The sequence below is a fragment of the Serratia liquefaciens ATCC 27592 genome (genome assembly GCF_000422085.1).
Lineage (GTDB): Bacteria > Pseudomonadota > Gammaproteobacteria > Enterobacterales > Enterobacteriaceae > Serratia > Serratia liquefaciens.
In genome coordinates, this window is record NC_021741.1 from 581,668 (window position 1) to 603,671 (window position 22,004).

19 protein-coding genes and 1 other annotated feature are annotated in these 22,004 nt (G+C 55.1%); of the genes, 13 read left to right on the top strand and 6 right to left on the bottom strand.

What is annotated here, in order from left to right; genetic code table 11:
• Positions 1-726 precede the first annotated feature (726 nt).
• Together sltY and trpR are read left to right on the top strand one after the other, a co-directional pair.
• Positions 727-2,655: a murein transglycosylase gene (gene sltY / locus M495_RS02710; protein WP_020825131.1), complete on the top strand. Its 1,929-nt coding sequence runs from the start codon at positions 727-729 to the stop codon at positions 2,653-2,655.
• 55 nt (positions 2,656-2,710) lie between these two features.
• Positions 2,711-3,040: a trp operon repressor gene (gene trpR, locus M495_RS02715; protein WP_020825132.1), complete on the top strand. Its 330-nt coding sequence runs from the start codon at positions 2,711-2,713 to the stop codon at positions 3,038-3,040.
• Between the two features lie 21 nt (positions 3,041-3,061).
• On the opposite strand, the gene yjjX is transcribed toward trpR, so the two are convergent.
• On the bottom strand, positions 3,062-3,601 hold the full coding sequence (gene yjjX / locus M495_RS02720) for an inosine/xanthosine triphosphatase (protein ID WP_020825133.1): 540 nt from the start codon (positions 3,599-3,601) through the stop codon (positions 3,062-3,064).
• 111 nt (positions 3,602-3,712) lie between these two features.
• Here yjjX and gpmB point away from each other — a divergent pair, with 111 nt between their 5' ends.
• A complete protein-coding gene (gene gpmB / locus M495_RS02725; RefSeq protein WP_020825134.1) occupies positions 3,713-4,360 on the top strand; it encodes a 2,3-diphosphoglycerate-dependent phosphoglycerate mutase GpmB in 648 nt (215 codons plus the stop codon).
• On the opposite strand, the gene robA is transcribed toward gpmB, so the two are convergent.
• Entirely contained in the window at positions 4,357-5,226 is an 870-nt protein-coding gene (gene robA, locus M495_RS02730) for an MDR efflux pump AcrAB transcriptional activator RobA (protein ID WP_020825135.1), read from the bottom strand. The genes gpmB and robA overlap by 4 nt on opposite strands.
• Positions 5,227-5,568: 342 nt before the next feature.
• Between robA and creA the strand changes: the two genes are divergently transcribed.
• A complete protein-coding gene (creA, locus tag M495_RS02735; protein ID WP_020825136.1) occupies positions 5,569-6,048 on the top strand; it encodes a protein CreA in 480 nt (159 codons plus the stop codon).
• Positions 6,049-6,092: 44 nt separating this feature from the next.
• Here creA and arcA read toward each other — a convergent pair whose 3' ends face one another.
• The gene (gene arcA / locus M495_RS02740) at positions 6,093-6,809 is read right to left on the bottom strand and encodes a two-component system response regulator ArcA (protein WP_004949989.1); all 717 of its coding nucleotides are present in this window, start codon (positions 6,807-6,809) and stop codon (positions 6,093-6,095) included.
• A gap of 633 nt (positions 6,810-7,442) precedes the next feature.
• Between arcA and M495_RS02745 the strand changes: the two genes are divergently transcribed.
• From M495_RS02745 to thrC, 5 genes are all read left to right on the top strand, one after another.
• Positions 7,443-8,129: a tRNA/rRNA methyltransferase gene (locus M495_RS02745; RefSeq protein WP_020825137.1), complete on the top strand. Its 687-nt coding sequence runs from the start codon at positions 7,443-7,445 to the stop codon at positions 8,127-8,129.
• Positions 8,130-8,341: 212 nt separating this feature from the next.
• On the top strand, positions 8,342-8,410 hold the full coding sequence (gene thrL / locus M495_RS24780; protein WP_071998276.1) for a thr operon leader peptide: 69 nt from the start codon (positions 8,342-8,344) through the stop codon (positions 8,408-8,410).
• Positions 8,349-8,467, top strand: a sequence feature (Thr leader region). (Overlaps the previous gene by 62 nt.)
• Before the next feature lie 25 nt (positions 8,468-8,492).
• Complete coding sequence (gene thrA, locus M495_RS02750; protein ID WP_041414178.1) at positions 8,493-10,952, top strand: bifunctional aspartate kinase/homoserine dehydrogenase I; 2,460 nt, start codon at positions 8,493-8,495, stop codon at positions 10,950-10,952.
• A 1-nt stretch (position 10,953) separates the two neighbouring features.
• Positions 10,954-11,883, top strand: coding sequence for a homoserine kinase (thrB, locus tag M495_RS02755; RefSeq protein WP_020825139.1), 930 nt, complete (start codon positions 10,954-10,956; stop codon positions 11,881-11,883).
• Positions 11,884-11,886: 3 nt separating this feature from the next.
• A complete protein-coding gene (thrC, locus tag M495_RS02760; protein WP_020825140.1) occupies positions 11,887-13,176 on the top strand; it encodes a threonine synthase in 1,290 nt (429 codons plus the stop codon).
• A 63-nt stretch (positions 13,177-13,239) separates the two neighbouring features.
• Here the strand turns inward: thrC and yaaA are convergent, their stop codons facing one another.
• A complete protein-coding gene (gene yaaA, locus M495_RS02765; protein ID WP_020825141.1) occupies positions 13,240-14,013 on the bottom strand; it encodes a peroxide stress protein YaaA in 774 nt (257 codons plus the stop codon).
• 105 nt (positions 14,014-14,118) lie between these two features.
• Positions 14,119-15,543 carry an alanine/glycine:cation symporter family protein gene (locus M495_RS02770; protein ID WP_020825142.1) on the bottom strand — a complete coding sequence of 475 codons (1,425 nt, stop codon included), beginning with the start codon at positions 15,541-15,543 and terminating at the stop codon, positions 14,119-14,121.
• Positions 15,544-15,924: 381 nt separating this feature from the next.
• Between M495_RS02770 and tal the strand changes: the two genes are divergently transcribed.
• From tal to M495_RS02785, 3 genes are all read left to right on the top strand, one after another.
• On the top strand, positions 15,925-16,878 hold the full coding sequence (gene tal / locus M495_RS02775) for a transaldolase (RefSeq protein ID WP_020825143.1): 954 nt from the start codon (positions 15,925-15,927) through the stop codon (positions 16,876-16,878).
• Positions 16,879-17,028: 150 nt separating this feature from the next.
• Positions 17,029-17,616 carry a molybdopterin adenylyltransferase gene (gene mog, locus M495_RS02780; RefSeq protein ID WP_020825144.1) on the top strand — a complete coding sequence of 196 codons (588 nt, stop codon included), beginning with the start codon at positions 17,029-17,031 and terminating at the stop codon, positions 17,614-17,616.
• 123 nt (positions 17,617-17,739) lie between these two features.
• On the top strand, positions 17,740-19,047 hold the full coding sequence (locus M495_RS02785) for an MFS transporter (RefSeq protein WP_020825145.1): 1,308 nt from the start codon (positions 17,740-17,742) through the stop codon (positions 19,045-19,047).
• A 51-nt stretch (positions 19,048-19,098) separates the two neighbouring features.
• On the opposite strand, the gene satP is transcribed toward M495_RS02785, so the two are convergent.
• The gene (gene satP, locus M495_RS02790) at positions 19,099-19,698 is read right to left on the bottom strand and encodes an acetate uptake transporter (RefSeq protein WP_041415204.1); all 600 of its coding nucleotides are present in this window, start codon (positions 19,696-19,698) and stop codon (positions 19,099-19,101) included.
• 324 nt (positions 19,699-20,022) lie between these two features.
• Here satP and dnaK point away from each other — a divergent pair, with 324 nt between their 5' ends.
• The gene (dnaK, locus tag M495_RS02795) at positions 20,023-21,936 is read left to right on the top strand and encodes a molecular chaperone DnaK (protein WP_020825147.1); all 1,914 of its coding nucleotides are present in this window, start codon (positions 20,023-20,025) and stop codon (positions 21,934-21,936) included.
• Positions 21,937-22,004 lie beyond the last annotated feature (68 nt).

Below are 22,004 nucleotides of genomic sequence, written 5' to 3' on the forward strand. Positions count from 1 at the left end.
GCCCAGATCCGCAGTACCGATGCGGCAACATAACAATGAGAAGCCTGACCCGCTCGAAGGGATAATTGCCTTACTGAAAACTGTCAATCGCACTGCCTGATGAACACTATCTACCCATTATTGGCGCGGATTGTATTATAAGATATCCCGGTTGCGCGCTTTATGTGCCGTTTTCTCAGAATTATCTTACCTTTTTTTAATAGTATAAAAACGTCCGTCAGGGTTTGCCAGGCGTTTTCTGCAAAGTTAGCCCGCCCGGCCTGAGGTTTGGGGCATTTGCGCAACGGCGTTGTCGTCGGCCAGGAAATATATCCTGCATGACTAATTATTTCAGATGACTTCATTTTATTGTCGGCGGCGCTTATTAATAATAAATGAGTCGCTCGTTTCCAGTGTTAACCTCGGGTTAATGATTAATACGCTGTCTTTGGCGCCAGCTTTATTTTATTTGTCAGCGAGGGTAAACCTTTTTTACCTGAAGCCCTTCGTGACGATAAACTTCATCTACAGTAGTGAATGGATAAGCGATCGCGCTGTCTATGGTAGATGGCTGAGCCAGTCACTCAGCGCCTCCTTTTGTTCTGGCGTGCCGGATGAAGCGATATCCCACGACAGAGCGCGAAACACTCGGAGAGCCGTTTCACTGTCCGTTGGCTGCTGGCGTAGCGCGGCAACGGGGGAATCGGCTCTGGCAACACCATCAGCATTAGCGAGGAAAGAGTCAGTATGGTCAAGGTAGACAAGTGGCGGTTTTTGGCTGTGGGCCTGTGCCTGACGGCATTCTCAGGCGCCGCATTGGCGGACTCGCTGGACGCCCAGCGTCAGCGTTACCTGCAGATTAAACAGGCGTGGGACAGTAAGCAGATGGACGTCGTGGCGCAATTGATGCCGACGCTGCGTGATTACCCGCTATACCCTTATCTGGAATACCGTGAGCTGACGCAAGATCTCAGTCAGGCCGGGTTCTCCGAGGTGAACGATTTTATCAAACAGCATCCGACGCTGCCGCCGGCCAAATCGTTGGCCCCACGCTTTGTTAACGAGCTGGCACGGCGTGAAGACTGGCGGACTCTGTTGGCCTTTAGCCCACAGGCGCCTAAACCTATAGCTGCGCGTTGCAATTACTACTACGCCAAATGGGCCACCGGCGATCAACAGGCGGCCTGGAGCGGTGCTGAAGACGTTTGGATGAGCGGTAAATCGTTACCGGGCTCCTGTGACAAGCTGTTCAGCGTCTGGAAGGGCTCCGGCAAACAGACACCATCGGCGATACTGGAGCGCATGAAACTGGCGTTGAAAGAGGGCAACAGCGGCCTGGTCAACAGCTTGTACCGTCAGTTGCCGTCAGATTACCAAACCATGGGCGATGCGTTGGTGCGTCTGCAAAACGATCCGGCCACGGTAGAATCCTTTGCCCGTAGTGTAGGGCCAACAGATTTTACCCGTGCCGCGACCGGCATCGCTTTTGAACGCCTGGCGCGCCAGGATGTAGAAAATGCTCGCGCGATGATCCCGACGCTGGTGCGCCTGCAGAAAATGAGCGACAGCGAGCGGTTGGGGTTGGAAGAGGCGGTGGCCTGGCGCCTGATGGGCAGTGATGCCACCTTCGAACAAACCCAATGGCGCGATAAGGTGATCCTGCGCAGTCAGTCTCCGGCTCTGCTGGAACGTCGTGTGCGTATGGCATTGGGCAATGGCGATCGCCAGGGGGTGGCTACCTGGCTGGCTCGCCTGCCAGCGGAGTCTCGCAATAAAGACGAGTGGCGTTACTGGCGTGCAAGCCTGCTGCTGGATGAAGGCAAACGCAGTGAAGGTGAAGAGATCCTGCGTCGCCTGATGAACGAACGCGGTTTCTATCCAATGGTGGCGGCGCAGAAACTGAATAAGCCTTACCCGGTAATGGTGGCCGTGGCGGCGAAACCTCGCGCTTCGCTGGTGGACGGACCGGAGATTGCCCGGGTACGCGAACTGATGTACTGGAATATGGATAATCTGGCGCGCAGCGAGTGGACCTCGTTTGTGTCCAGCCGCAGTCGTCCGGAACAGGAAGCGCTGGCGCGTTATGCGTTCGAGCAAAAATGGGCCGATCTCAGCGTGCAGGCAACCATCGTTGGCAAACTGTGGGATCACCTTGAAGAGCGCTTCCCGGTAGCTTGGCCGCAAGAGTTCCGGGCCGCGACCGATGACAAGGGGATCACGCCGAGCTACGCCATGGCGATAGCCCGTCAGGAGAGCGCCTGGAACCCGAAAGCCCAGTCACCGGTAGGGGCTAGCGGCCTGATGCAGGTGATGCCGCGTACCGCGCAGCATACGGTGCAGATGTACAATATTCCCGGCTACTCAAGCCCAAGCCAGCTGCTTGATCCCCGGGTTAACATTACCATCGGTACCAGCTACCTGGAGTATGTGTACCAGCAGTTTGGGCGTAACCGTATTCTGTCATCGGCGGCCTACAACGCCGGTCCATCGCGGGTAAATACCTGGTTGGGCAACAGCGAAGGGCGGGTAGATGCGGTGGCGTTTGTCGAAAGCATCCCGTTCTCGGAAACCCGTTCTTATGTGAAGAACGTACTGGCCTATGATGCATTTTATCGCTACCTCATGCATCGTCCGGCCAAGGTGCTGACCGATGCCGAGTGGCAGAGGCGTTATTGATTTTTGCGGCGCTATGGTATGCTGCTGTACTAGTTAAATAGTATGGTGGCTTGCCATGACGCAATTATCGCTTAACGACCCGGCTCTTTCAGAACAAGGCAATGAGGATTGGCTGCGCTTTGTCGCGCTGCTGCAGAATTCGTTCGCCCAGGATCTGCATCAACCGCTGCTGCAACTGCTGCTGACGCCGGACGAAAGAACGGCCTTGGGGACGCGGGTGCGGATTATTCAGGAACTGATGCGCGGTGAGATGAGCCAGCGTGAGCTGAAGAACGAGCTGGGGGCCGGTATTGCCACCATCACTCGCGGTTCGAACAGCCTGAAGGCGGCGACGCCGGCGTTGAAGCAGTGGCTGGAGCAGCAATTGCTGGGCGAGGCACCTTAGTCGCGCCACGCCCGCATGCGCTTATTTTTGCGGCGCGTTGTTATGGTTTTGGTAGATCGGGTTGTGGAAGGGCACCAGTGCCAACAGCAGAGCCTGATGGTAAACGCTGGTGCGGCTCAACCGCCCATCGGTGAAGATACCGATAGCGCCGCCCTGGCGCTTCACTTCGGCATTGCCGGTGATGGTCGCCATTTCCGTCCCCAATTCGCGACCGGCGCGAATTCCCTGTAAAATCGTTTCCGGCAGCATCAGACTGGCTGAACGCGATTCGCCCCGGGTATACGGGTTTTCCACCGTCATCCAGGCGAAGGTCATATTCTCTTCGATACCCGCTTCCACGCCGACCCAAAAGTCGGCCTCCGGGCGTACCTGGCGTGCTTCCATGACGCGCTGGCGTGCACCGGTACGGGTTTCGAGATTGCCGATGGGTTGCAGTGAGACACCGCTGGCGACGTCGACTGATTCAATGCGGCATTGGTCTACGCCAAAGGTGTCCTCAAAGGCCAACTGAATAGCCTTAATCTTTGCCGGGTTGGTAGTTGCAGCGACAACATGATACATAACGGGTTTAGCATCCTTAAGCTAAGAGCCTATTCAATACGTCAGACGCTTGCGCAAGCGGCCTGTGACGAAGATAAACTCAGGTTTCACGCAGTATAACGGAAAAGCAAAATGTTACAGGTATACCTCGTTCGCCACGGCGAAACGGAATGGAATGCGGCTCGCCGTATCCAGGGTCAGTCCGACAGCCCGTTAACCGCCCACGGTGAACATCAGGCTCATCTGGTTGCCCAACGCGTCAGCAAGCTTGGCATCACGCACGTGATTACCAGCGATTTGGGGCGTACCCGACGCACCGCGCAAATCATCGCAGAAGCCTGCGGTTGCGAGGTGATAAACGATCCACGTTTGCGCGAGTTACACATGGGGGTTCTGGAAGAACGCCTGATCGACAGCCTGACGCCGCAGGAAGAGCAGTGGCGCAAGCAGATGGTCGATGGTACTGCTGACGGCCGTATCCCTCAAGGTGAATCCATGAGCGAGCTGGGTGGCCGGATGCGCGAGGCGCTGGAAAGCTGCCTGATGCTGCCGGAGGGGAGCAAACCGCTGATCGTTAGCCACGGTATCGCGTTGGGTTGTTTGATCAGCACCGTGCTCGGGTTACCTGCCTATGCCGAACGTCGCCTGCGTTTACGCAACTGTTCGCTGTCACGTGTCGACTATCAGCAGAGCCCATGGTTGGCTTCCGGCTGGATTGTCGAAACGGCGGGCGATATCACGCATCTGGACATGCCCGCACTCGACGAACTGCAACGTTAACGGCGGATCGGGATCAAATAGTCGCAGTTGATCTCGGTCGGCGGTTGGGGTGGCCGACGGTCACCCTTGGGATAAAAGCGCTCAATGTCGTGCCCTTTGCGGCGCGTGAGTTTGAGTGCCGGCAGACAAGTGCCGTACAGCGTCAGAATAAAGTCCTGCAGGCCAGAAGCTGGGCCTTCATAACTGAACATCGCATACTCGCCACCCTGCAGCGTCAGCGGCTGCCCAGCCTGAATTTCCTTCGGAACGTGATGCGGTTCCAGCGCCGTGGTGTACAGCACTTCCTGCTCGTCGTCCTTTTCCTGGCTTGGACGCGAATGGTGCAGACCGTACAGTACCGGCGGCAGCGTCTCCGCTTCGCCCAGGTATTGGCGCCAGAACTGTGAACGCAGCTCGGTACGGAAGTTTGAAATTTGCTCCAGCGTGCACGAATAGCTTTGCGTCAGGCCAATCAGGTGCAGTTCCGGTAGTGTGACAAACTCTGGCTGCGGCAGGGTAAAGGCGCCCAGGCGAATTGGCGGACAGATGCCGAATGCGCTCCAGTCTTCGGCGCGACGATACAACGCCGGCGTTTGCGCAAACTGTTTTTTAAATGCGCGCGTGAATGTCTGCTGCGAGTCGAAGCGATACTGTAAGGCGATATCCAGAATAGGGCGGCTGGTTAAACGCAGCGCCACCGCAGCCTTGGATAATCTCCTTGCCCGGATATAAGCGCCGATGGCGTTACCGGTAATATCTTTGAACATCCGTTGTAGATGCCATTTTGAGTAACCCGCTTTTGCCGCCACGTTGTCCAGCGACAAGGGTTGGTCCAAATGGCTTTCCAGCCAGCTAAGCAGATCACGAATGATACCGGCTTGATCCATAGATCTTCCTCGTAGAGCTTTAGGGTTGAGACCCGAACTGTTTATTCATCACGCTGGTGCTTGCGCTATCAGACCAATCCATGAGCCATTTTGCGTAGCACTCTTTGCCTCTCGCTGCGGGTTGCGCGAAAGCTGGACAGGGACACACCTTAAAGGGCGCAAAGAAATAACGACGCCGCATAATAGCAATTTTTTTCCTCCGAGACTCTCAAAGATTTTTTTCACGCTCTGTGCTAAAAAGACCGGTGCGGACCAGAAAAAGGCCCATTCTGTGACCTAAAACATAAACAATATTAATTGCCTGAACTCAGTTTCATGATTCAGGTTATTGGAGTTAAGTGAATGAAAAAAGGATGGATATTTTTGTTTGGTTTAGTTTGCGCAACGGTAAATAGTGCGCAAGCAGAACAGGTTGGCTCAGTGGATACAGTATTTAAACTCTTCGGTCCGGACCACAAAATCGTGGTGGAAGCGTTCGACGATCCTGATGTTAAAAATGTAACTTGTTATATCAGCCGAGCCAAAACCGGCGGCATTAAAGGCGGGCTGGGATTGGCGGAGGATACTGCGGATGCGGCCATTTCTTGCCAGCAGGTCGGGCCGATTGCGCTGAACGATAAAATCAAAAACGGCAAGGCGGAAGGGACGGTGGTGTTCCAAAAGCGGACGTCGCTGGTGTTCAAGAAGCTGCAGGTGGTACGCTTCTACGATTCAGCTCGTAATGCGTTGATTTATCTGAGCTACTCAGATCGTGTGGTGGACGGTTCGCCGAAGAACGCGCTGAGCGCGGTGCCGATCATCCCTTGGGGCGAGGCAAAATAAGAGACTTGGGGTTCAACTGAACCCCAACTATTTTAACGCGAGACTTACTCTTCCAGGTCGCCGCAGAAACGGTAGCCTTCACCGTGAATGGTAGCGATGATTTCAGGCGTGTCCGGCGTGGATTCGAAGTGCTTGCGGATGCGACGAATGGTCACGTCCACGGTGCGGTCATGCGGTTTCAGCTCGCGACCGGTCATCTTCTTCAGCAGTTCGCCACGGGATTGGATCTTGCCCGGGTTTTCGCAGAAGTGCAGCATGGCGCGGAATTCACTGCGCGGCAATTTGTATTGCTCGCCCGCTGGGCTGATCAGTGAGCGGCTGTTGATGTCCAGCTCCCAACCGTTGAACTTATAGCTTTCAACCAGACGGCGTTCTTCGCCGACGCTGCCCAGGTTCATGGTGCGGGACAGCAGGTTGCGTGCGCGAATGGTCAGTTCACGTGGATTAAATGGCTTGGTGATATAGTCATCAGCGCCGATTTCCAATCCGAGGATCTTATCAACTTCGTTATCACGGCCGGTCAGGAACATCAGCGCAACGCTGGCCTGTTCGCGCAGTTCACGCGCCAGCAGCAGGCCATTTTTGCCTGGCAGATTGATGTCCATGATAACCAGATTGATATCATTTTCAGACAGGATGTTGTGCATCTCTGCACCATCATTGGCTTCATGAACAACGTAGCCTTCCGCCTCGAAAATGCTCTTCAGGGTGTTACGAGTGACTAACTCGTCTTCGACAATCAGAATGTGCGGGGTCTGCATATTTGCTACCTAAAATTGCCAACAAAATAGAAAATAGGAAGTACAGAAGTCTTTGTTTTCTTAGCGGAGGGCAGAGATTAGCGCTCACGTTCCCTCTTACCAAATGACTACAGTACGTAAACTCGTTCTTGATGCACTTTCCATCTCATGTCAACAAGATCGCTAGCTTGGTGGGGGTGCTATTCCTTACATCCCCAAAGGTGCCAAAACGGCGCATATCCTAACCCTATTAACAGCAATATAACAGTGCGTACCGAATTCATCACCCAACAAAACTAAGCTTTGTTGACATATATCAAATTCAATTGTAGCACGTTAACAGTTTTGTGAAAAACACTTACAGAAATGCCAGCTTAAGTCACAGAACCATAAATTCTGTGTACGATTCAGCATTGTTGTGCCTAATGAGGTAGAATTAACGGCTTATTGATAAAGCAGTTATATTAACACCTTGATTAATAAGAGTAGTAAATCATAAGAAGTAATAATATGTATTCCGTGCCATTTATAAGGCCAATAGCGCATTTACCCCTGTCTATCGCGGTGCGCGGGATTATTGTTGCACACTTGTAAATATAATCAGAGTATCCTGAACAGTCAAAAACCTGCGATCCCTTATTCAGTGGAGTATTGATGCAGCTGCATATTGTTTTAGTGGCTCCGGCACGGCCGGAAAACGTCGGCGCTGCGGCGCGGGCAATGAAAACCATGGGCTTTACTTCGTTGCGCATTGTCGACAGCGAAGCGCACCTGCAGCCGGCGGCGCGTTGGGTTGCTCACGGGGCGGGAGACATCCTCGACGGCGTGCAAACTTTTGCCACTCTGGAACAGGCACTGGCGGACGTAGATTTCACCGTAGCCACCACGGCCCGCAGCCGTGCGCGTTTTCATTATTACTGTACGCCGCAGCAACTGTTGGGCCAACTGAGTGAGCGCAGCCAGTGGGTGAACCAGGCTGCGCTGGTGTTTGGCCGTGAAGATTCCGGCCTGACCAATGAGGAGCTGGAACTGGCGGATTTGCTGACCGGCGTACCTATGCAGGCGGATTACCCTTCGCTCAATCTCGGTCAGGCGGTGATGGTGTACTGTTATCAACTGTCAGAGCTGATGAACGTCAGTGCGCCACAAGAGCCGGTAGCCAACGAGGGTCAACTCAAGGCATTACGTCAACGTGCCGAGGGATTATTGGCGGCGCTGGAGGTCAGTGACGATCAAAAATTGCGCGACTGGCTGCATCAACGCCTTGGTGTTCTGCAACAGCGGGACACGGCGATGCTGCATACTTTGTTGCATGATATCGAAAAAAAACTGACAAAGTGATACCCGTAAACATGGCTAATTTTGCAGTGTGATCCACTGCAAATTTGCCGCCTGCCTGTCTTTTTGTTCTGTCATCTGGCTTTTCATCTCTCGCATCGCCCGGTTAGCCTGCTGGACGATAAATAAGCAAAAACAAGAAATAATTTGACTTGGGATAGCGATTGCTTTAACCAATAGAGGGGACAGAGTATTTAATGAGACAGACAGACAAAATGCGAAACATCAGCCTGAACACAACAATTATTACCACCACCGATACCACAGGTAACGGGGCGGGCTGACGCGTACAGGAAACAAAAGAAAAAAGCCCGCACCTAACCAGTGCGGGCTTTTTTTTCGGCTTAAATTCGGGAGAGACAAGAAATGCGAGTGCTGAAATTTGGCGGAACCTCGGTAGCGAATGCAGAACGTTTTCTGCGCGTTGCCGACATCATGGAAAGTAATGCACGTCAGGGACAGGTGGCCACGGTCTTGTCCGCTCCGGCTAAAATCACTAACCACCTGGTGGCGATGATTGAAAAAACGGTAGCGGGGCAAGACATTCTGCCAAATATGAGCGATGCAGAGCGCATCTTCGCCGACCTGCTGAGCGGGCTGGCGCAGGCGTTGCCCGGCTTTGAGTACGATCGCCTCAAGACGTTTGTCGATCAGGAGTTCGCCCAGCTCAAGCAGGTGCTGCATGGCGTTGCGTTGCTTGGACAGTGCCCGGACAGCGTGAATGCGGCCATCATCTGCCGCGGCGAGAAGCTCTCCATCGCCATCATGGAAGGGGTGTTTCGTGCCAAAGGTTTCCCGGTCACGGTGATTAATCCGGTTGAAAAGCTGCTGGCACAGGGGCATTACCTGGAGTCCACGGTAGATATCGCAGAATCCACATTGCGTATCGCCGCATCGGCCATCCCGGCGGATCACATTGTGCTGATGGCCGGTTTCACCGCCGGCAACGACAAGGGCGAATTGGTGGCGCTGGGCCGTAATGGTTCCGACTACTCTGCCGCGGTGCTGGCTGCCTGTTTGCGCGCCGACTGTTGCGAGATCTGGACCGATGTTGACGGTGTTTATACCTGTGACCCACGCACCGTGCCGGATGCCAGGCTGTTGAAATCGATGTCGTACCAGGAAGCCATGGAGCTTTCCTATTTCGGTGCCAGCGTTCTCCACCCCCGTACCATTGCTCCCATCGCCCAGTTCCAAATCCCCTGCCTGATCAAAAACACCGCTAATCCACAGGCGCCAGGCACGCTGATTGGCGGCGAAAATCTGGATTCCGATACGCCGGTGAAGGGCATCACCAACCTGAACAATATGGCGATGATCAACGTCTCCGGTCCGGGGATGAAAGGCATGGTCGGCATGGCGGCGCGGGTATTTGCCGTAATGTCGCGCGCCGGCATCTCTGTGGTGCTGATCACCCAGTCGTCCTCCGAATACAGCATCAGTTTCTGCGTGCCGCAGAGCGAACTGCAACGTGCGCGTCGTGCGCTGGAAGACGAGTTCTATCTTGAATTGAAAGACGGCCTGCTGGAGCCGCTGGACGTAATGGAACAGTTGGCGATCATCTCGGTGGTCGGCGACGGCATGCGTACCCTGCGCGGCATTTCGGCCAGCTTCTTTTCTGCGCTGGCTCGCGCCAATATCAACATTGTCGCTATTGCTCAGGGCTCTTCTGAACGCTCCATCTCGGTGGTGGTCAGCAATGATTCCGCGACCACCGGGGTGCGCGTTTGCCATCAGATGTTGTTCAACACCGATCAGGTGATTGAAGTGTTTGTCATCGGCGTTGGTGGCGTGGGCGGCGCGTTGATCGAGCAGATTTACCGTCAGCAACCTTGGCTGAAACAAAAGCATATCGATCTGCGGGTGTGCGGCATTGCCAATTCGCGCGCCATGTTGACCAACATTCACGGCATTCAGCTTGAAAGCTGGCGTGATGAGCTGGCCGGCGCGCAAGAGCCGTTCAACCTGGGGCGTTTGATTCGTTTGGTGAAGGAGTACCACCTGCTGAACCCGGTGATTGTCGACTGCACCTCTAGCCAGGCCGTTGCCGATCAATACGCGGACTTCCTGGCGGATGGATTCCACGTGGTGACGCCGAATAAAAAGGCCAACACCTCGTCGATGAACTACTACCAACAGTTGCGCACCGCCGCGGCCGGTTCGCGCCGCAAGTTTCTGTATGACACCAACGTCGGCGCGGGCTTGCCGGTGATCGAAAACCTGCAAAACCTGCTTAACGCCGGTGATGAGCTGACGCGTTTCTCCGGCATCCTGTCCGGTTCGCTGTCGTTTATTTTCGGCAAACTGGACGAGGGCATGTCGCTGTCGGCGGCGACCCTTGAGGCCAAGGCCAAAGGATATACCGAGCCGGATCCACGTGACGACCTTTCCGGTATGGACGTGGCCCGCAAGCTGCTGATCCTGGCCCGTGAAGCGGGGTACAAACTGGAACTGGAAGATATTGAGGTCGAGTCGGCGCTGCCGCCTTCCTTTGACGCCTCCGGGGATGTGGAAACCTTTATGGCGCGCCTGCCGGAACTGGATAAAGAGTATGCTCGCAATGTGGCCAACGCCGCTGAGCAGGGCAAGGTGCTGCGCTACGTCGGCGTCATTGAAAATGGCCGCTGTCAGGTTCGCATAGATGCGGTAGATGGCAACGATCCGTTGTATAAAGTGAAGAACGGCGAGAACGCCTTGGCTTTCTACAGCCGTTACTATCAGCCGTTGCCGTTGGTACTGCGTGGCTACGGTGCCGGTAACGATGTGACTGCAGCAGGGGTCTTCGCCGATCTGTTGCGCACACTGTCATGGAAGTTGGGAGTTTAATATGGTTAAGGTGTATGCGCCGGCCTCAATTGGCAACGTAAGCGTCGGCTTTGACGTTCTGGGTGCAGCGGTGTCACCGATCGACGGTACCTTGCTGGGCGACTGCGTCAGCGTCGAGGCTGCCGCCACGTTCAGCCTGCAGAACGCCGGTCGCTTTGTCAGCAAACTGCCGGACGATCCAAAAGAGAATATCGTTTATCAGTGCTGGCAGCGTTTCTGTCAGGAGATCGGCCGTGAGATCCCGGTGGCGATGCGGCTGGAGAAAAACATGCCGATCGGTTCAGGCTTGGGTTCCAGCGCCTGCTCGGTGGTTGCCGGGCTGATGGCGATGAACGAATTCTGCAACCGTCCGCTGGATAAAATGACCCTGCTGAGCCTGATGGGCGAGCTGGAAGGCCGCATCTCCGGCAGCGTGCATTACGACAACGTGGCGCCTTGCTACCTTGGCGGCTTGCAACTGATGCTGGAAGAAGAGGGCTTCATCAGCCAGGAAGTGCCATGCTTTAAAGACTGGCTGTGGGTGATGGCCTATCCGGGCATCAAGGTGTCCACCGCCGAAGCGCGCGCGATTTTACCCGCGCAGTATCGTCGTCAGGACTGTGTCAGTCACGGTCGCTATCTGGCGGGCTTTATTCATGCCTGCCACACCCAACAGCCGCGTTTGGCCGCCAAACTGATGCAGGACGTGATTGCCGAGCCGTACCGCACCCGCCTGCTGCCGGGCTTTGCCGATGCGCGTAAAGCTGCGCAGGATATAGGTGCGCTGGCTTGCGGTATTTCCGGCTCCGGCCCGACGCTGTTCGCCGTCTGTGATGATGGCGCTACGGCTCAACGCATGGCCGATTGGCTGACTAATCACTATCTGCAAAACGACGAAGGTTTTGTTCATATTTGCCGTCTGGATACCGCAGGCGCACGACTACTGGGATAACGCATGAAACTGTACAACCTTAAGGATCACAACGAGCAGGTCAGCTTCGCGCAGGCGATCAAACAAGGCCTAGGCAAACAGCAAGGGCTGTTTTTCCCGCTGGAACTGCCGGAATTTGAATTGACCGAAATCGATCATCTGCTGGAGCAGGATTTTGTCACCCGCAGCAGCCGTATCCTGTCGGCATTTATTGGCGACGAAGTTTCCGAAGAGGCTCTGCATAAGCGCGTAGCGGCGGCCTTTGAATTCCCGGCACCGGTGGCGCAAGTGGAAGACGACATCGCGTGCCTGGAGCTGTTCCACGGCCCGACGCTGGCCTTTAAAGACTTCGGCGGCCGCTTTATGGCGCAAATGCTGGCGGAAGTGGCAGGCGATCAGCCGGTGACTATCCTGACGGCGACTTCCGGCGATACCGGCGCGGCGGTGGCACATGCTTTCTACGGCCTGAAGAATGTTCGCGTGGTGATCCTTTACCCGCAGGGCAAAATCAGCCCGCTGCAGGAAAAGCTGTTCTGTACCCTGGGCGGCAACATTCACACCGTGGCGATTGATGGCGACTTCGATGCTTGCCAGGCCCTGGTCAAGCAGGCGTTTGACGATCAGGAGCTGAAAGAAGCGCTGCACCTGAACTCGGCCAACTCGATCAATATCAGCCGCCTGCTGGCGCAGATTTGCTACTACTTCGAAGCGGTAGCGCAACTGCCGCAGGAAGCACGTAATCAACTGGTGATTTCGGTACCCAGCGGTAACTTCGGCGATCTGACCGCCGGCTTGTTGGCCAAATCACTGGGCCTGCCGGTGAAGCGTTTTATCGCCGCGACCAATGCCAACGATACTGTGCCGCGCTTCCTGACGAATGGTCAGTGGCAGCCACACGCCACGGTGGCTACGTTGTCGAATGCGATGGACGTAAGCCAGCCGAATAACTGGCCGCGCGTAGAAGAGCTGTTCCGTCGCAAGATCTGGCAGTTGAAAGAACTGGGGCACGCAACGGTGAGTGACGAAACCACCAAGGACAGCATGCGTGAGCTGGCGCAACTGGGCTACCTTTCTGAGCCGCATGCAGCAATCGCTTATCGCGCGTTGCGTGACCAATTGAAGGAAGGGGAGTTTGGCTTGTTCCTCGGTACTGCGCATCCAGCCAAGTTCAAAGAGAGCGTAGAGGAAATTCTCGGTCAGGAGCTGCCGCTGCCGAAGGCACTGGCGCTGCGCGCCGATTTGCCGCTGTTGTCCCACAATCTGCCGGCCAGCTTTGGCGAACTGCGTAAGTTCCTGATGGCCTTGCCTGCCTGATCCCGCTGGAGGCATAAAGCGAAAAGCCGTCATTGCGACGGCTTTTTTTATGGGCGTGGCGGATTACTGCTCGGGGCGTTTGAACACCAGTTCGTTGCCTTTGGAGTCGGCTTCATCGAAGGCGTAACCTTCCAGGTTGAAACCAAGCAGTTGTTCGCGCTGCGTCAGGCGATTCTTGATGATATAGCGGCTCATCAATCCACGCGCCTTCTTGGCGTAGAAGCTGATCACTTTGTATTTGCCGTTCTTTTCGTCGAGGAACACCGGTTTAATCAGCGTGCCGTGCAGTTTGGCCGGCTTCACCGATTTGAAGTATTCGTCGGAAGCCAGGTTGACCACCACGTCGTCGCCCTGTTGCTCCAGCGCTTCGTTAAGCTTTTTGGTGATCTGCTCGCCCCAGAAGCTGTACAAATCCTTGCCCTTGGCGTTCTCCAGTTTGATGCCCATCTCGAGACGGTAAGGCATCATCAGATCGAGCGGGCGCAGCACGCCGTACAGCCCGGACAGCATGCGCAGATGCTGCTGGGCAAAGTCAAAATCGCCCTCGCTGAAGTCCTGTGCGTGCAAACCGGTATAGACGTCGCCTTTGAAAGCCAGCAGGGCCTGGCGAGCATTGTCTGGGGTGAACTTTGGCTGCCAGTCGCCAAAGCGAGCGGCGTTCAACCCGGCCAGTTTGTCGCTGATGCCCATCAGTTTGGAGATTTGTACCGGCGTCAGCTCGCGGCAGATTTTGATCAGCTGCTTCGACTTGTCCAGCAGTTCCGGCTGAGTGAAGCGTTCTGTCGCCAATGGGCTTTCGTAATCAAGGGTTTTTGCAGGTGAAATAATAACGAGCATGGCCAGATCCTGTTTATCCAAGAAGGGGTACTGTAGCAAAAAGCGCGGGAAAAAGGGTCAATGGGTCTGATAGGCAGGGCGCGTGCCAGACGCGCCCGTAAAAACTCAGTTTTTATCCCATACGCCGGGTTCCAACTGAGATTTCAGTTCAGGGAAGCGGTTGGCGTCGAAAGTGGGTAATTTGCCCAGCGTACGCTGGCGGTGGTAATCGTTGGCCAGTTTCAGCGCCACTTTTGACAGTAGCAGGATCGCCGTCAGGTTGGTGATGGCCATTAACGCCATTGAGGTGTCAGCCATTTTCCAGACAACCGGCAATTCAGCCAGCGCACCAAACATCACCATGCCCAGTGCGGCACAGCGGAAAACCAGTAGGCCGGCCGGGTGGTTGCGCTCGAGGAACACCAGATTACTTTCGGCATAGGCATAGTTAGCGATAATCGAGGTAAAGGCGAAAAAGAAAATGGCGATGGCAACAAAGGGAGATCCCCAACTGCCGACGGCGGTGGACAAGGCTCGCTGAGTCATGTCGATACCACTGACATTGGCTACCGGCTGATCCAGTACGCCGGACGACAGAATAATCGCGGCGGTTGCGCTGCAAATCACGATGGTATCGATAAAGACACCGAGCATTTGCACGTAGCCCTGAGATGCAGGGTGCGGTGGGTAAGGGGAGGCGGAAGCCGCCGCGTTGGGCGCGGAACCCATACCGGCTTCGTTGGAGAACAGGCCACGTTGAACGCCCTGGGTCATTGCCTGCGAAATACCATAGCCGACGGCACCTGCCGCCGCTTCCTGCAGCCCGAAGGCGCTCTTGAACACCAGCGACAAGATTGCCGGCATATGCTCAATATTCTGGCCAATCACCCAGAATGCCAGCAGTAGATAAGCCGCAGCCATCAGTGGCACCACCCATTCAGCCACGCGGGCAACCGAGCGGATACCGCCGAAGATGACCAGACCGCTCAGTACGACCAGACCGATACCGATATACAGAGGCTTCACGTTGAAGGCAACGGCGGAGGCCTGGGCAATGGAATTGGCCTGCACGGCATTGAACACTAATCCGAAGGCTACGATCAGGAAGATGGAGAACAGTACGCCCATCCAGCGCATGCCCAGCCCTTTTTCCATATAGTAAGCTGGCCCGCCGCGGAAGTTACCCTGATCGTCTTTGGTTTTGTAGAGCTGCGCCAGGCTGCTTTCGACAAAGGAAGTGGCCATGCCGATGAACGCCACCACCCACATCCAAAAGATGGCCCCGGGGCCGCCTGCGGTAAGGGCGATGGCTACGCCTGTCAGGTTACCGGTGCCTACGCGTGCGGCGAGGGTGGTGCATAAAGCTTGAAAAGAGGAGATGCCCGCGCTGTCGCTTTTGTTGCTGTGTTTGAGCACCGAGAACATGTGGCCGAAATGGCGAACCTGGATGAAGCGGGTACGCAGGGTAAAATAAATGCCTGCGCCAAGCAGTAAATAAATCAGTACCGAACCCCACAAAATATTATTTATAAAATTCATCAGGTCCGTCACGGATCCCTCCTTGTTGTTATTTTTTGCGCACCGCACCGCATCCACCGCGGGTGAAGATATATTGATTGAATTTTTACAAGAGCTTAGCTGAAACCAGTCGGGTTCCGAGCAATTGAGATTTTTCTCAGATTACTGGCCCTATTGCATCAATTTTCGCGAATTTAACATAATTTATTCAATCGATAGCACGTTATTGCCTTTTCTTCAGCTCGGGAATGACGAAAGATACGAGCGTAAACGGTTGCTCGCTCAAGGATAAAACCAGCGCCGCCGGGCCGCGATTTTCCAGCCTTGCACCGGGCCTTGCGCATGTTATTATCAGGGCAGGGCATGGTTGAACGATGCCAAAAGTTCATGCACAAACGATGAGATAATGCCAACATGACCGATAAATTAACTTCCCTGCGCCAACTCACTACCGTGGTTGCAGATACGGGCGATATCGCGGCAATGAAGCTGTATCAACCGCAAGATGCTACAACCAACCCTTCGCTGATCCTCAATGCAGCCCAAATTCCTGAATACCGCAAACTGATTGACGAAGCCATTGCCTGGGCGCGTGAGCAGAGCAGCGATCGCGAACAGCAGATCGCCGACGCCGCCGACAAGCTGGCCGTCAACATCGGTCTGGAAATCCTTAAGCTGGTTCCTGGCCGTATCTCTACCGAAGTGGACGCACGTCTGTCCTACGATACCGTGGCCAGCGTTGCCAAGGCCAAGCGCCTGATCAAGCTGTACAACGATGCCGGCATCAGTAACGACCGCATCCTGATCAAACTGGCTTCTACCTGGCAGGGCATCCGCGCGGCAGAGCAGTTGGAGAAAGAAGGCATCAACTGTAACCTGACGCTGCTGTTCTCCTTCGCTCAGGCGCGTGCCTGTGCCGAAGCTGGCGTGTACCTGATCTCTCCGTTTGTTGGTCGTATCCTCGACTGGTACAAAGCCAACGGCGACAAGAAAGAGTTCGCGCCAAACGAAGATCCAGGTGTGGTTTCCGTTACCGAGATCTACCAGTATTACAAAGAGCACGGTTACAAAACCGTGGTGATGGGCGCCAGCTTCCGTAACGTCGGTGAAATCATCGAACTGGCTGGCTGTGACCGTCTGACGATCGCCCCTGCACTGCTGAAAGAGCTGGCAGAGAGCGAAGGTTCCCTGGAGCGTAAACTGGCTTACACCGGCGAAGTGAAAGCGCGTCCTGCGGCGCTGACCGAGCCTGAGTTCTACTGGCAGCACAATCAGGATCCAATGGCGGTTGAGAAACTGACCGACGGTATCCGCAAGTTTGCCGTAGACCAGGGCAAGCTGGAAAAAATGATCGCCGATCTGCTGTAATTCAGGCAGTCAGCGCAGAAAAAGGTGGCTTAGGCCGCCTTTTTTTATGCCCGCAGATCCCCGGCGCGGGCAGACACCTTATACTCTCGGGATGAATAACAGGGCGGGAAGCGAACCCGCTCGAACCCCATTAGGCTGTAGAGGTTACGCATGGACATATTACGTATTGGTTTGGTTTCAGTTTCTGACCGCGCTTCCGGCGGCGTTTACCAGGACAAAGGCATACCGGCTTTGGAAGCGTGGCTGACCGACGCGCTGGCCACGCCGTTCAAACTGGAAACCCGCCTGATCCCCGATGAGCAAACGTTAATCGAGCAAACCCTGTGTGAGCTGGTGGATGAAATGGGCTGCCATCTGGTGCTGACGACCGGCGGTACCGGGCCGGCGCGACGTGACGTGACCCCAGACGCCACGCTGGCGATCGCCGATCGCGTGATGCCTGGCTTCGGCGAGCAAATGCGTCAAATCAGCCTACACTATGTGCCAACGGCAATTCTTTCACGCCAGGTGGGGGCGATCCGCAAGCAGGCGCTGATCATCAACCTGCCGGGACAACCGAAGTCAATCAAGGAAACGCTGGAAGGGGTCAAGGACGAACAGGGCAAGGTGGTGGTGCATGGTATCTTCGCCAGCGTGCCGTACTGCATTCAGTTGCTCGAGGGGCCTTATGTGGAAACTCAGGCCGAAGTGGTAGCAGCATTTAGGCCGAAGAATGCGCGTCGCGAGATAAACCTCTAAATTTCAGCGTTATGTGAGATAAGCCCCAAGCGTTCTGGTGTGAAAATATTTTGCCGTTATAGTAAGGATTCGTTTACAGAAGCCGCTGGCTTTTATTTTAACAGTCTCCTCTGACGGTACCCTATGCCTCACGATAATAATCGCCGGTTAAACCGGCAAGACTACAAAACTCTGACGTTAGCTGCCCTGGGCGGAGCGCTGGAGTTCTACGACTTCATCATTTTCGTCTTCTTTGCTGCGGTGATGGGCGAACTTTTCTTCCCGGCGGATATGCCTGAATGGCTGCGTCAGGTGCAAACCTTCGGCATCTTTGCCGCCGGTTACCTGGCCCGCCCGTTGGGCGGCATCGTCATGGCACACTTCGGCGATTTGGTCGGCCGTAAGAAGATGTTCAGCCTGAGCATTCTGCTGATGGCGCTACCGACGCTTGGCATGGGCCTGTTACCGACCTACGCCAGCATCGGTATTGCCGCGCCGCTCTTGCTGCTGCTGATGCGGGTGCTGCAGGGCGCAGCGATTGGTGGTGAAGTGCCGGGGGCCTGGGTGTTTGTTGCCGAACACGTGCCGCGCCGCCGCATTGGTTTTGCCTGCGGTACCCTGACCGCCGGTCTGACGGTCGGTATCTTGCTGGGCTCGTTGGTGGCGACGGTGATCAACACTACGCTCAGCCAACAGACCATCGCCGAGGGGGGCTGGCGCATTCCTTTCCTGCTGGGCGGCATTTTCGGCCTGGTGGCGATGTACCTGCGCCGTTGGTTGCAGGAAACGCCAATTTTCATCGAGATGCAGGCGCGCAAAGCCCTGGCGGAGGAGCTGCCGCTGAAATCCGTGGTGCTTAACCATCGCAAGGAAGTGGTGGTGTCGATGCTGCTGACCTGGCTGCTGTCCGCCGGTATCGTGGTGGTGATCCTGATGACCCCGACTTACTTGCAAAAGCAATTTGGCATTGCCCCGGCGCTGTCGCTGCAGGCGAACAGCATTGCCACCATCATGCTGATTGCTGGCTGCATTACCGCCGGTTTGGCGGCGGATCGCTTCGGTGCCAGCAAGACCTTTATCGTTGGCAGTTTGCTGTTGGCCGGCTGCAGTTGGCTATTTTATCGGACGGTGGGAGAACACCCGGAAATGCTGTTCGCCTGCTATGCGCTGGTAGGCTTCAGCGTGGGCGTGGTGGGCGCTGTACCCTATGTGATGGTGCGGGCTTTCCCGGCGGAAGTGCGATTTACCGGTATTTCGTTCTCATATAATGTCGCATACGCTATTTTTGGGGGTTTAACCCCAATATTTGTGACGTTGATCATGAAGTTAACCCCGTTAGCACCCGCTTACTACGTATTGGCGTTGTCGGGGATAGGACTGCTGCTGGGGATTTACCTCCATCGCGATCTGAACAGCGAAACCAGGGCGCAACGCGCCGGTTCTTACAGCTAAAAAAAAGCCCTGCAATCAACCGCAGGGCTTTTCATTTCAGGTCAATGACGCTTATGCCACTGCCCGGATAGGTTCTACATTGTTGACGCTGGGTTCGCCAATCGGCAGCACCGTACGGCCAAACTGCTCGTTGAGCACTTCCGCCATAGCCAGGTAGATGGCGCTGGCACCGCAGATGATGCCTTCGTAGCCGGCAAATTTCAGCAGCGCAGGGTTGCCGGTGATGTTACCGACGGCCAGCAGGGCGAACAGCAGCGTCAGGCTGCCGAACACGAACTGCAGCACGCGGTTGGCGCGCAGAGTGCCGAAGAACATGAACAGGGTGAAGACGCCCCACAGTGCTAAATAGATCCCCAGCACGCTGGCGTCGGTTGGTTCAGCCAGGCCCAGGCGTGGCAGCAGCAGCAGCCCGACCAGGCTCAGCCAGAAGCTGCCGTAAGAGATAAAGGCCGTCATGCCGAAGGTATTGCCTTTCTTGTATTCCAGCAGGCCAGCCATAATCTGGGCCAGTCCACCGAAGAAAATCCCCATGCTGATGATGGAAGAGTTCAATGGGAAAAAGCCCGCGTTGTGCAGGTTCAGCAAGACGGTGGTCATCCCGAAGCCCATCAGGCCGAGAGGGCCGGGATTCGCCAACTTGTTGGTGTGCATATGTCCTCTGCGATAACAGAATTTTAACGAAAATGGGTAGGTAAATTCATAAATGGTCTGAATGGCCGAAAAACCTATAACTTCCATCAGAGCGCGCGGCATCATAATGATCCCCAGAACAGGAAACAATGATCTGAGTGACGATAAAAACGAATTTTTTTTTGCCCTGCCCCTTGATGCTGGATTGTATGGCCCCATCTTATTTGCAACCGCAGTTGCTGACCGCGGGTAAGTCTGAAATGTCGGGCAGTTGAAAAGCAAAAATTCGCCCGCATATAGGTTAGCAACCTGACCGAATATGAATTTATTAGTGGAGACGTTTAGATGGGCAAAATCATTGGTATCGACCTGGGTACTACCAACTCTTGTGTAGCAATTATGGATGGTGGTAAAGCGCGCGTGCTGGAGAACAGCGAAGGCGATCGTACTACACCTTCGATCATCGCATATACCCAGGATGGTGAAATTCTGGTTGGCCAGCCTGCTAAGCGTCAGGCTGTTACTAACCCACAAAACACCCTGTTTGCGATCAAGCGCCTGATTGGCCGTCGCTTCCAGGATGAAGAAGCACAGCGTGATAAAGACATCATGCCGTACAAAATTGTGGCTGCTGATAACGGCGACGCATGGGTAGAAGTGAAAGGCCAGCGTGTGGCACCACCGCAGATCTCTGCAGAAGTGCTGAAGAAAATGAAGAAAACGGCGGAAGATTACCTGGGTGAACCGGTAACTGAAGCAGTTATCACCGTACCTGCATACTTCAACGACGCACAGCGTCAGGCGACCAAAGACGCCGGCCGTATCGCAGGTCTGGAAGTAAAACGTATCATCAACGAACCGACCGCTGCGGCTCTGGCTTACGGCCTGGACAAAGAAGTCGGCAACCGTACCATCGCGGTTTATGACCTGGGTGGCGGTACTTTCGATATCTCTATTATCGAAATCGACGAAGTTGACGGCGAAAAAACCTTCGAAGTTCTGGCAACCAACGGTGATACCCACCTGGGTGGTGAAGACTTCGACAGCCGCCTGATCAACTATCTGGTGGAAGAGTTCAAGAAAGAACAAGGTTTCGACCTGCGCAACGATCCGTTGGCGATGCAGCGTCTGAAAGAAGCCGCTGAGAAAGCGAAGATTGAACTGTCTTCCGCTCAGCAGACCGACGTAAACCTGCCGTACATTACTGCAGATGCGAGCGGTCCAAAACACATGAACATCAAAGTGACCCGTGCAAAACTCGAGTCGCTGGTAGAAGATCTGGTTGCGCGTTCTATCGAGCCGCTGAAAGTCGCTCTGAAAGACGCTGGCCTGTCGGTTTCCGACATTCAGGACGTGATCCTGGTGGGCGGCCAGACCCGTATGCCAATGGTTCAGAAGAAAGTCGCTGACTTCTTCGGTAAAGAACCACGTAAAGACGTTAACCCGGACGAAGCCGTTGCGGTGGGTGCTGCGGTACAGGGCGGCGTGTTGGCCGGTGATGTGAAGGACGTTCTGCTGCTGGACGTTACCCCGCTGTCGCTGGGTATCGAAACCATGGGCAGCGTGATGACTCCGCTGATCACCAAAAACACCACCATCCCGACCAAGCACAGCCAGGTGTTCTCTACCGCTGAAGACAACCAGTCTGCGGTAACCATCCACGTGCTGCAGGGTGAGCGTAAACGCGCTAACGATAACAAGTCACTGGGCCAGTTCAATCTGGACGGCATCCAGGCGGCTCCACGCGGTATGGCGCAAATCGAAGTGACCTTCGACATCGACGCCGACGGTATTCTGCACGTGTCTGCCAAAGACAAGAATACCGGCCGTGAGCAGAAGATCACCATCAAGGCTTCTTCTGGTCTGAACGAAGAAGAAATCCAGAAAATGGTGCGCGATGCTGAAGTGAACGCCGAAGCTGACCGTAAGTTCGAAGAGCTGGTGCAGACCCGTAACCAGGCCGACCACCTGATCCACGGTACCCGTAAGCAGTTGGAAGAAGCGGGCGACAAACTGCCGGCGGAAGACAAAACGGCTATCGAAGCGGCGCTGAAAGATCTGGAAGTTGCGGTTAAAGGCGAAGATAAAGCCGAGATCGAAGCTAAGACCCAGGCTCTGGTGCAGGTTTCCGGCAAGCTGCTGGAAATGGCTCAGGCGCAGCAGGCTCAGCAAGGTGCTGATGCCGGTGCTGATAACGCGGCGCAGAAAGACGACGACGTGGTTGACGCTGAGTTCGAAGAAGTTAAAGACAAAAAATAATCGCCCTTAAGCGGGCACGGAACGGCTGAGAGGCCGTTACCGGAAACCAGCACGGGCGTCGAGGCAAC

What these genes read in the sequence shown, in the direction of transcription:
- sltY (WP_020825131.1), top strand. Translation starts at nt 727, where the DNA reads ATGGTCAAGGTAGACAAGTGGCGGTTTTTGGCTGTGGGCCTGTGCCTG.
- trpR (WP_020825132.1), top strand. Translation starts at nt 2,711, where the DNA reads ATGACGCAATTATCGCTTAACGACCCGGCTCTTTCAGAACAAGGCAAT.
- yjjX (WP_020825133.1), bottom strand. Translation starts at nt 3,601, where the DNA reads ATGTATCATGTTGTCGCTGCAACTACCAACCCGGCAAAGATTAAGGCT.
- gpmB (WP_020825134.1), top strand. Translation starts at nt 3,713, where the DNA reads ATGTTACAGGTATACCTCGTTCGCCACGGCGAAACGGAATGGAATGCG.
- robA (WP_020825135.1), bottom strand. Translation starts at nt 5,226, where the DNA reads ATGGATCAAGCCGGTATCATTCGTGATCTGCTTAGCTGGCTGGAAAGC.
- creA (WP_020825136.1), top strand. Translation starts at nt 5,569, where the DNA reads ATGAAAAAAGGATGGATATTTTTGTTTGGTTTAGTTTGCGCAACGGTA.
- arcA (WP_004949989.1), bottom strand. Translation starts at nt 6,809, where the DNA reads ATGCAGACCCCGCACATTCTGATTGTCGAAGACGAGTTAGTCACTCGT.
- M495_RS02745 (WP_020825137.1), top strand. Translation starts at nt 7,443, where the DNA reads ATGCAGCTGCATATTGTTTTAGTGGCTCCGGCACGGCCGGAAAACGTC.
- thrA (WP_041414178.1), top strand. Translation starts at nt 8,493, where the DNA reads ATGCGAGTGCTGAAATTTGGCGGAACCTCGGTAGCGAATGCAGAACGT.
- thrB (WP_020825139.1), top strand. Translation starts at nt 10,954, where the DNA reads ATGGTTAAGGTGTATGCGCCGGCCTCAATTGGCAACGTAAGCGTCGGC.
- thrC (WP_020825140.1), top strand. Translation starts at nt 11,887, where the DNA reads ATGAAACTGTACAACCTTAAGGATCACAACGAGCAGGTCAGCTTCGCG.
- yaaA (WP_020825141.1), bottom strand. Translation starts at nt 14,013, where the DNA reads ATGCTCGTTATTATTTCACCTGCAAAAACCCTTGATTACGAAAGCCCA.
- tal (WP_020825143.1), top strand. Translation starts at nt 15,925, where the DNA reads ATGACCGATAAATTAACTTCCCTGCGCCAACTCACTACCGTGGTTGCA.
- mog (WP_020825144.1), top strand. Translation starts at nt 17,029, where the DNA reads ATGGACATATTACGTATTGGTTTGGTTTCAGTTTCTGACCGCGCTTCC.
- M495_RS02785 (WP_020825145.1), top strand. Translation starts at nt 17,740, where the DNA reads ATGCCTCACGATAATAATCGCCGGTTAAACCGGCAAGACTACAAAACT.
- satP (WP_041415204.1), bottom strand. Translation starts at nt 19,698, where the DNA reads ATGCACACCAACAAGTTGGCGAATCCCGGCCCTCTCGGCCTGATGGGC.
- dnaK (WP_020825147.1), top strand. Translation starts at nt 20,023, where the DNA reads ATGGGCAAAATCATTGGTATCGACCTGGGTACTACCAACTCTTGTGTA.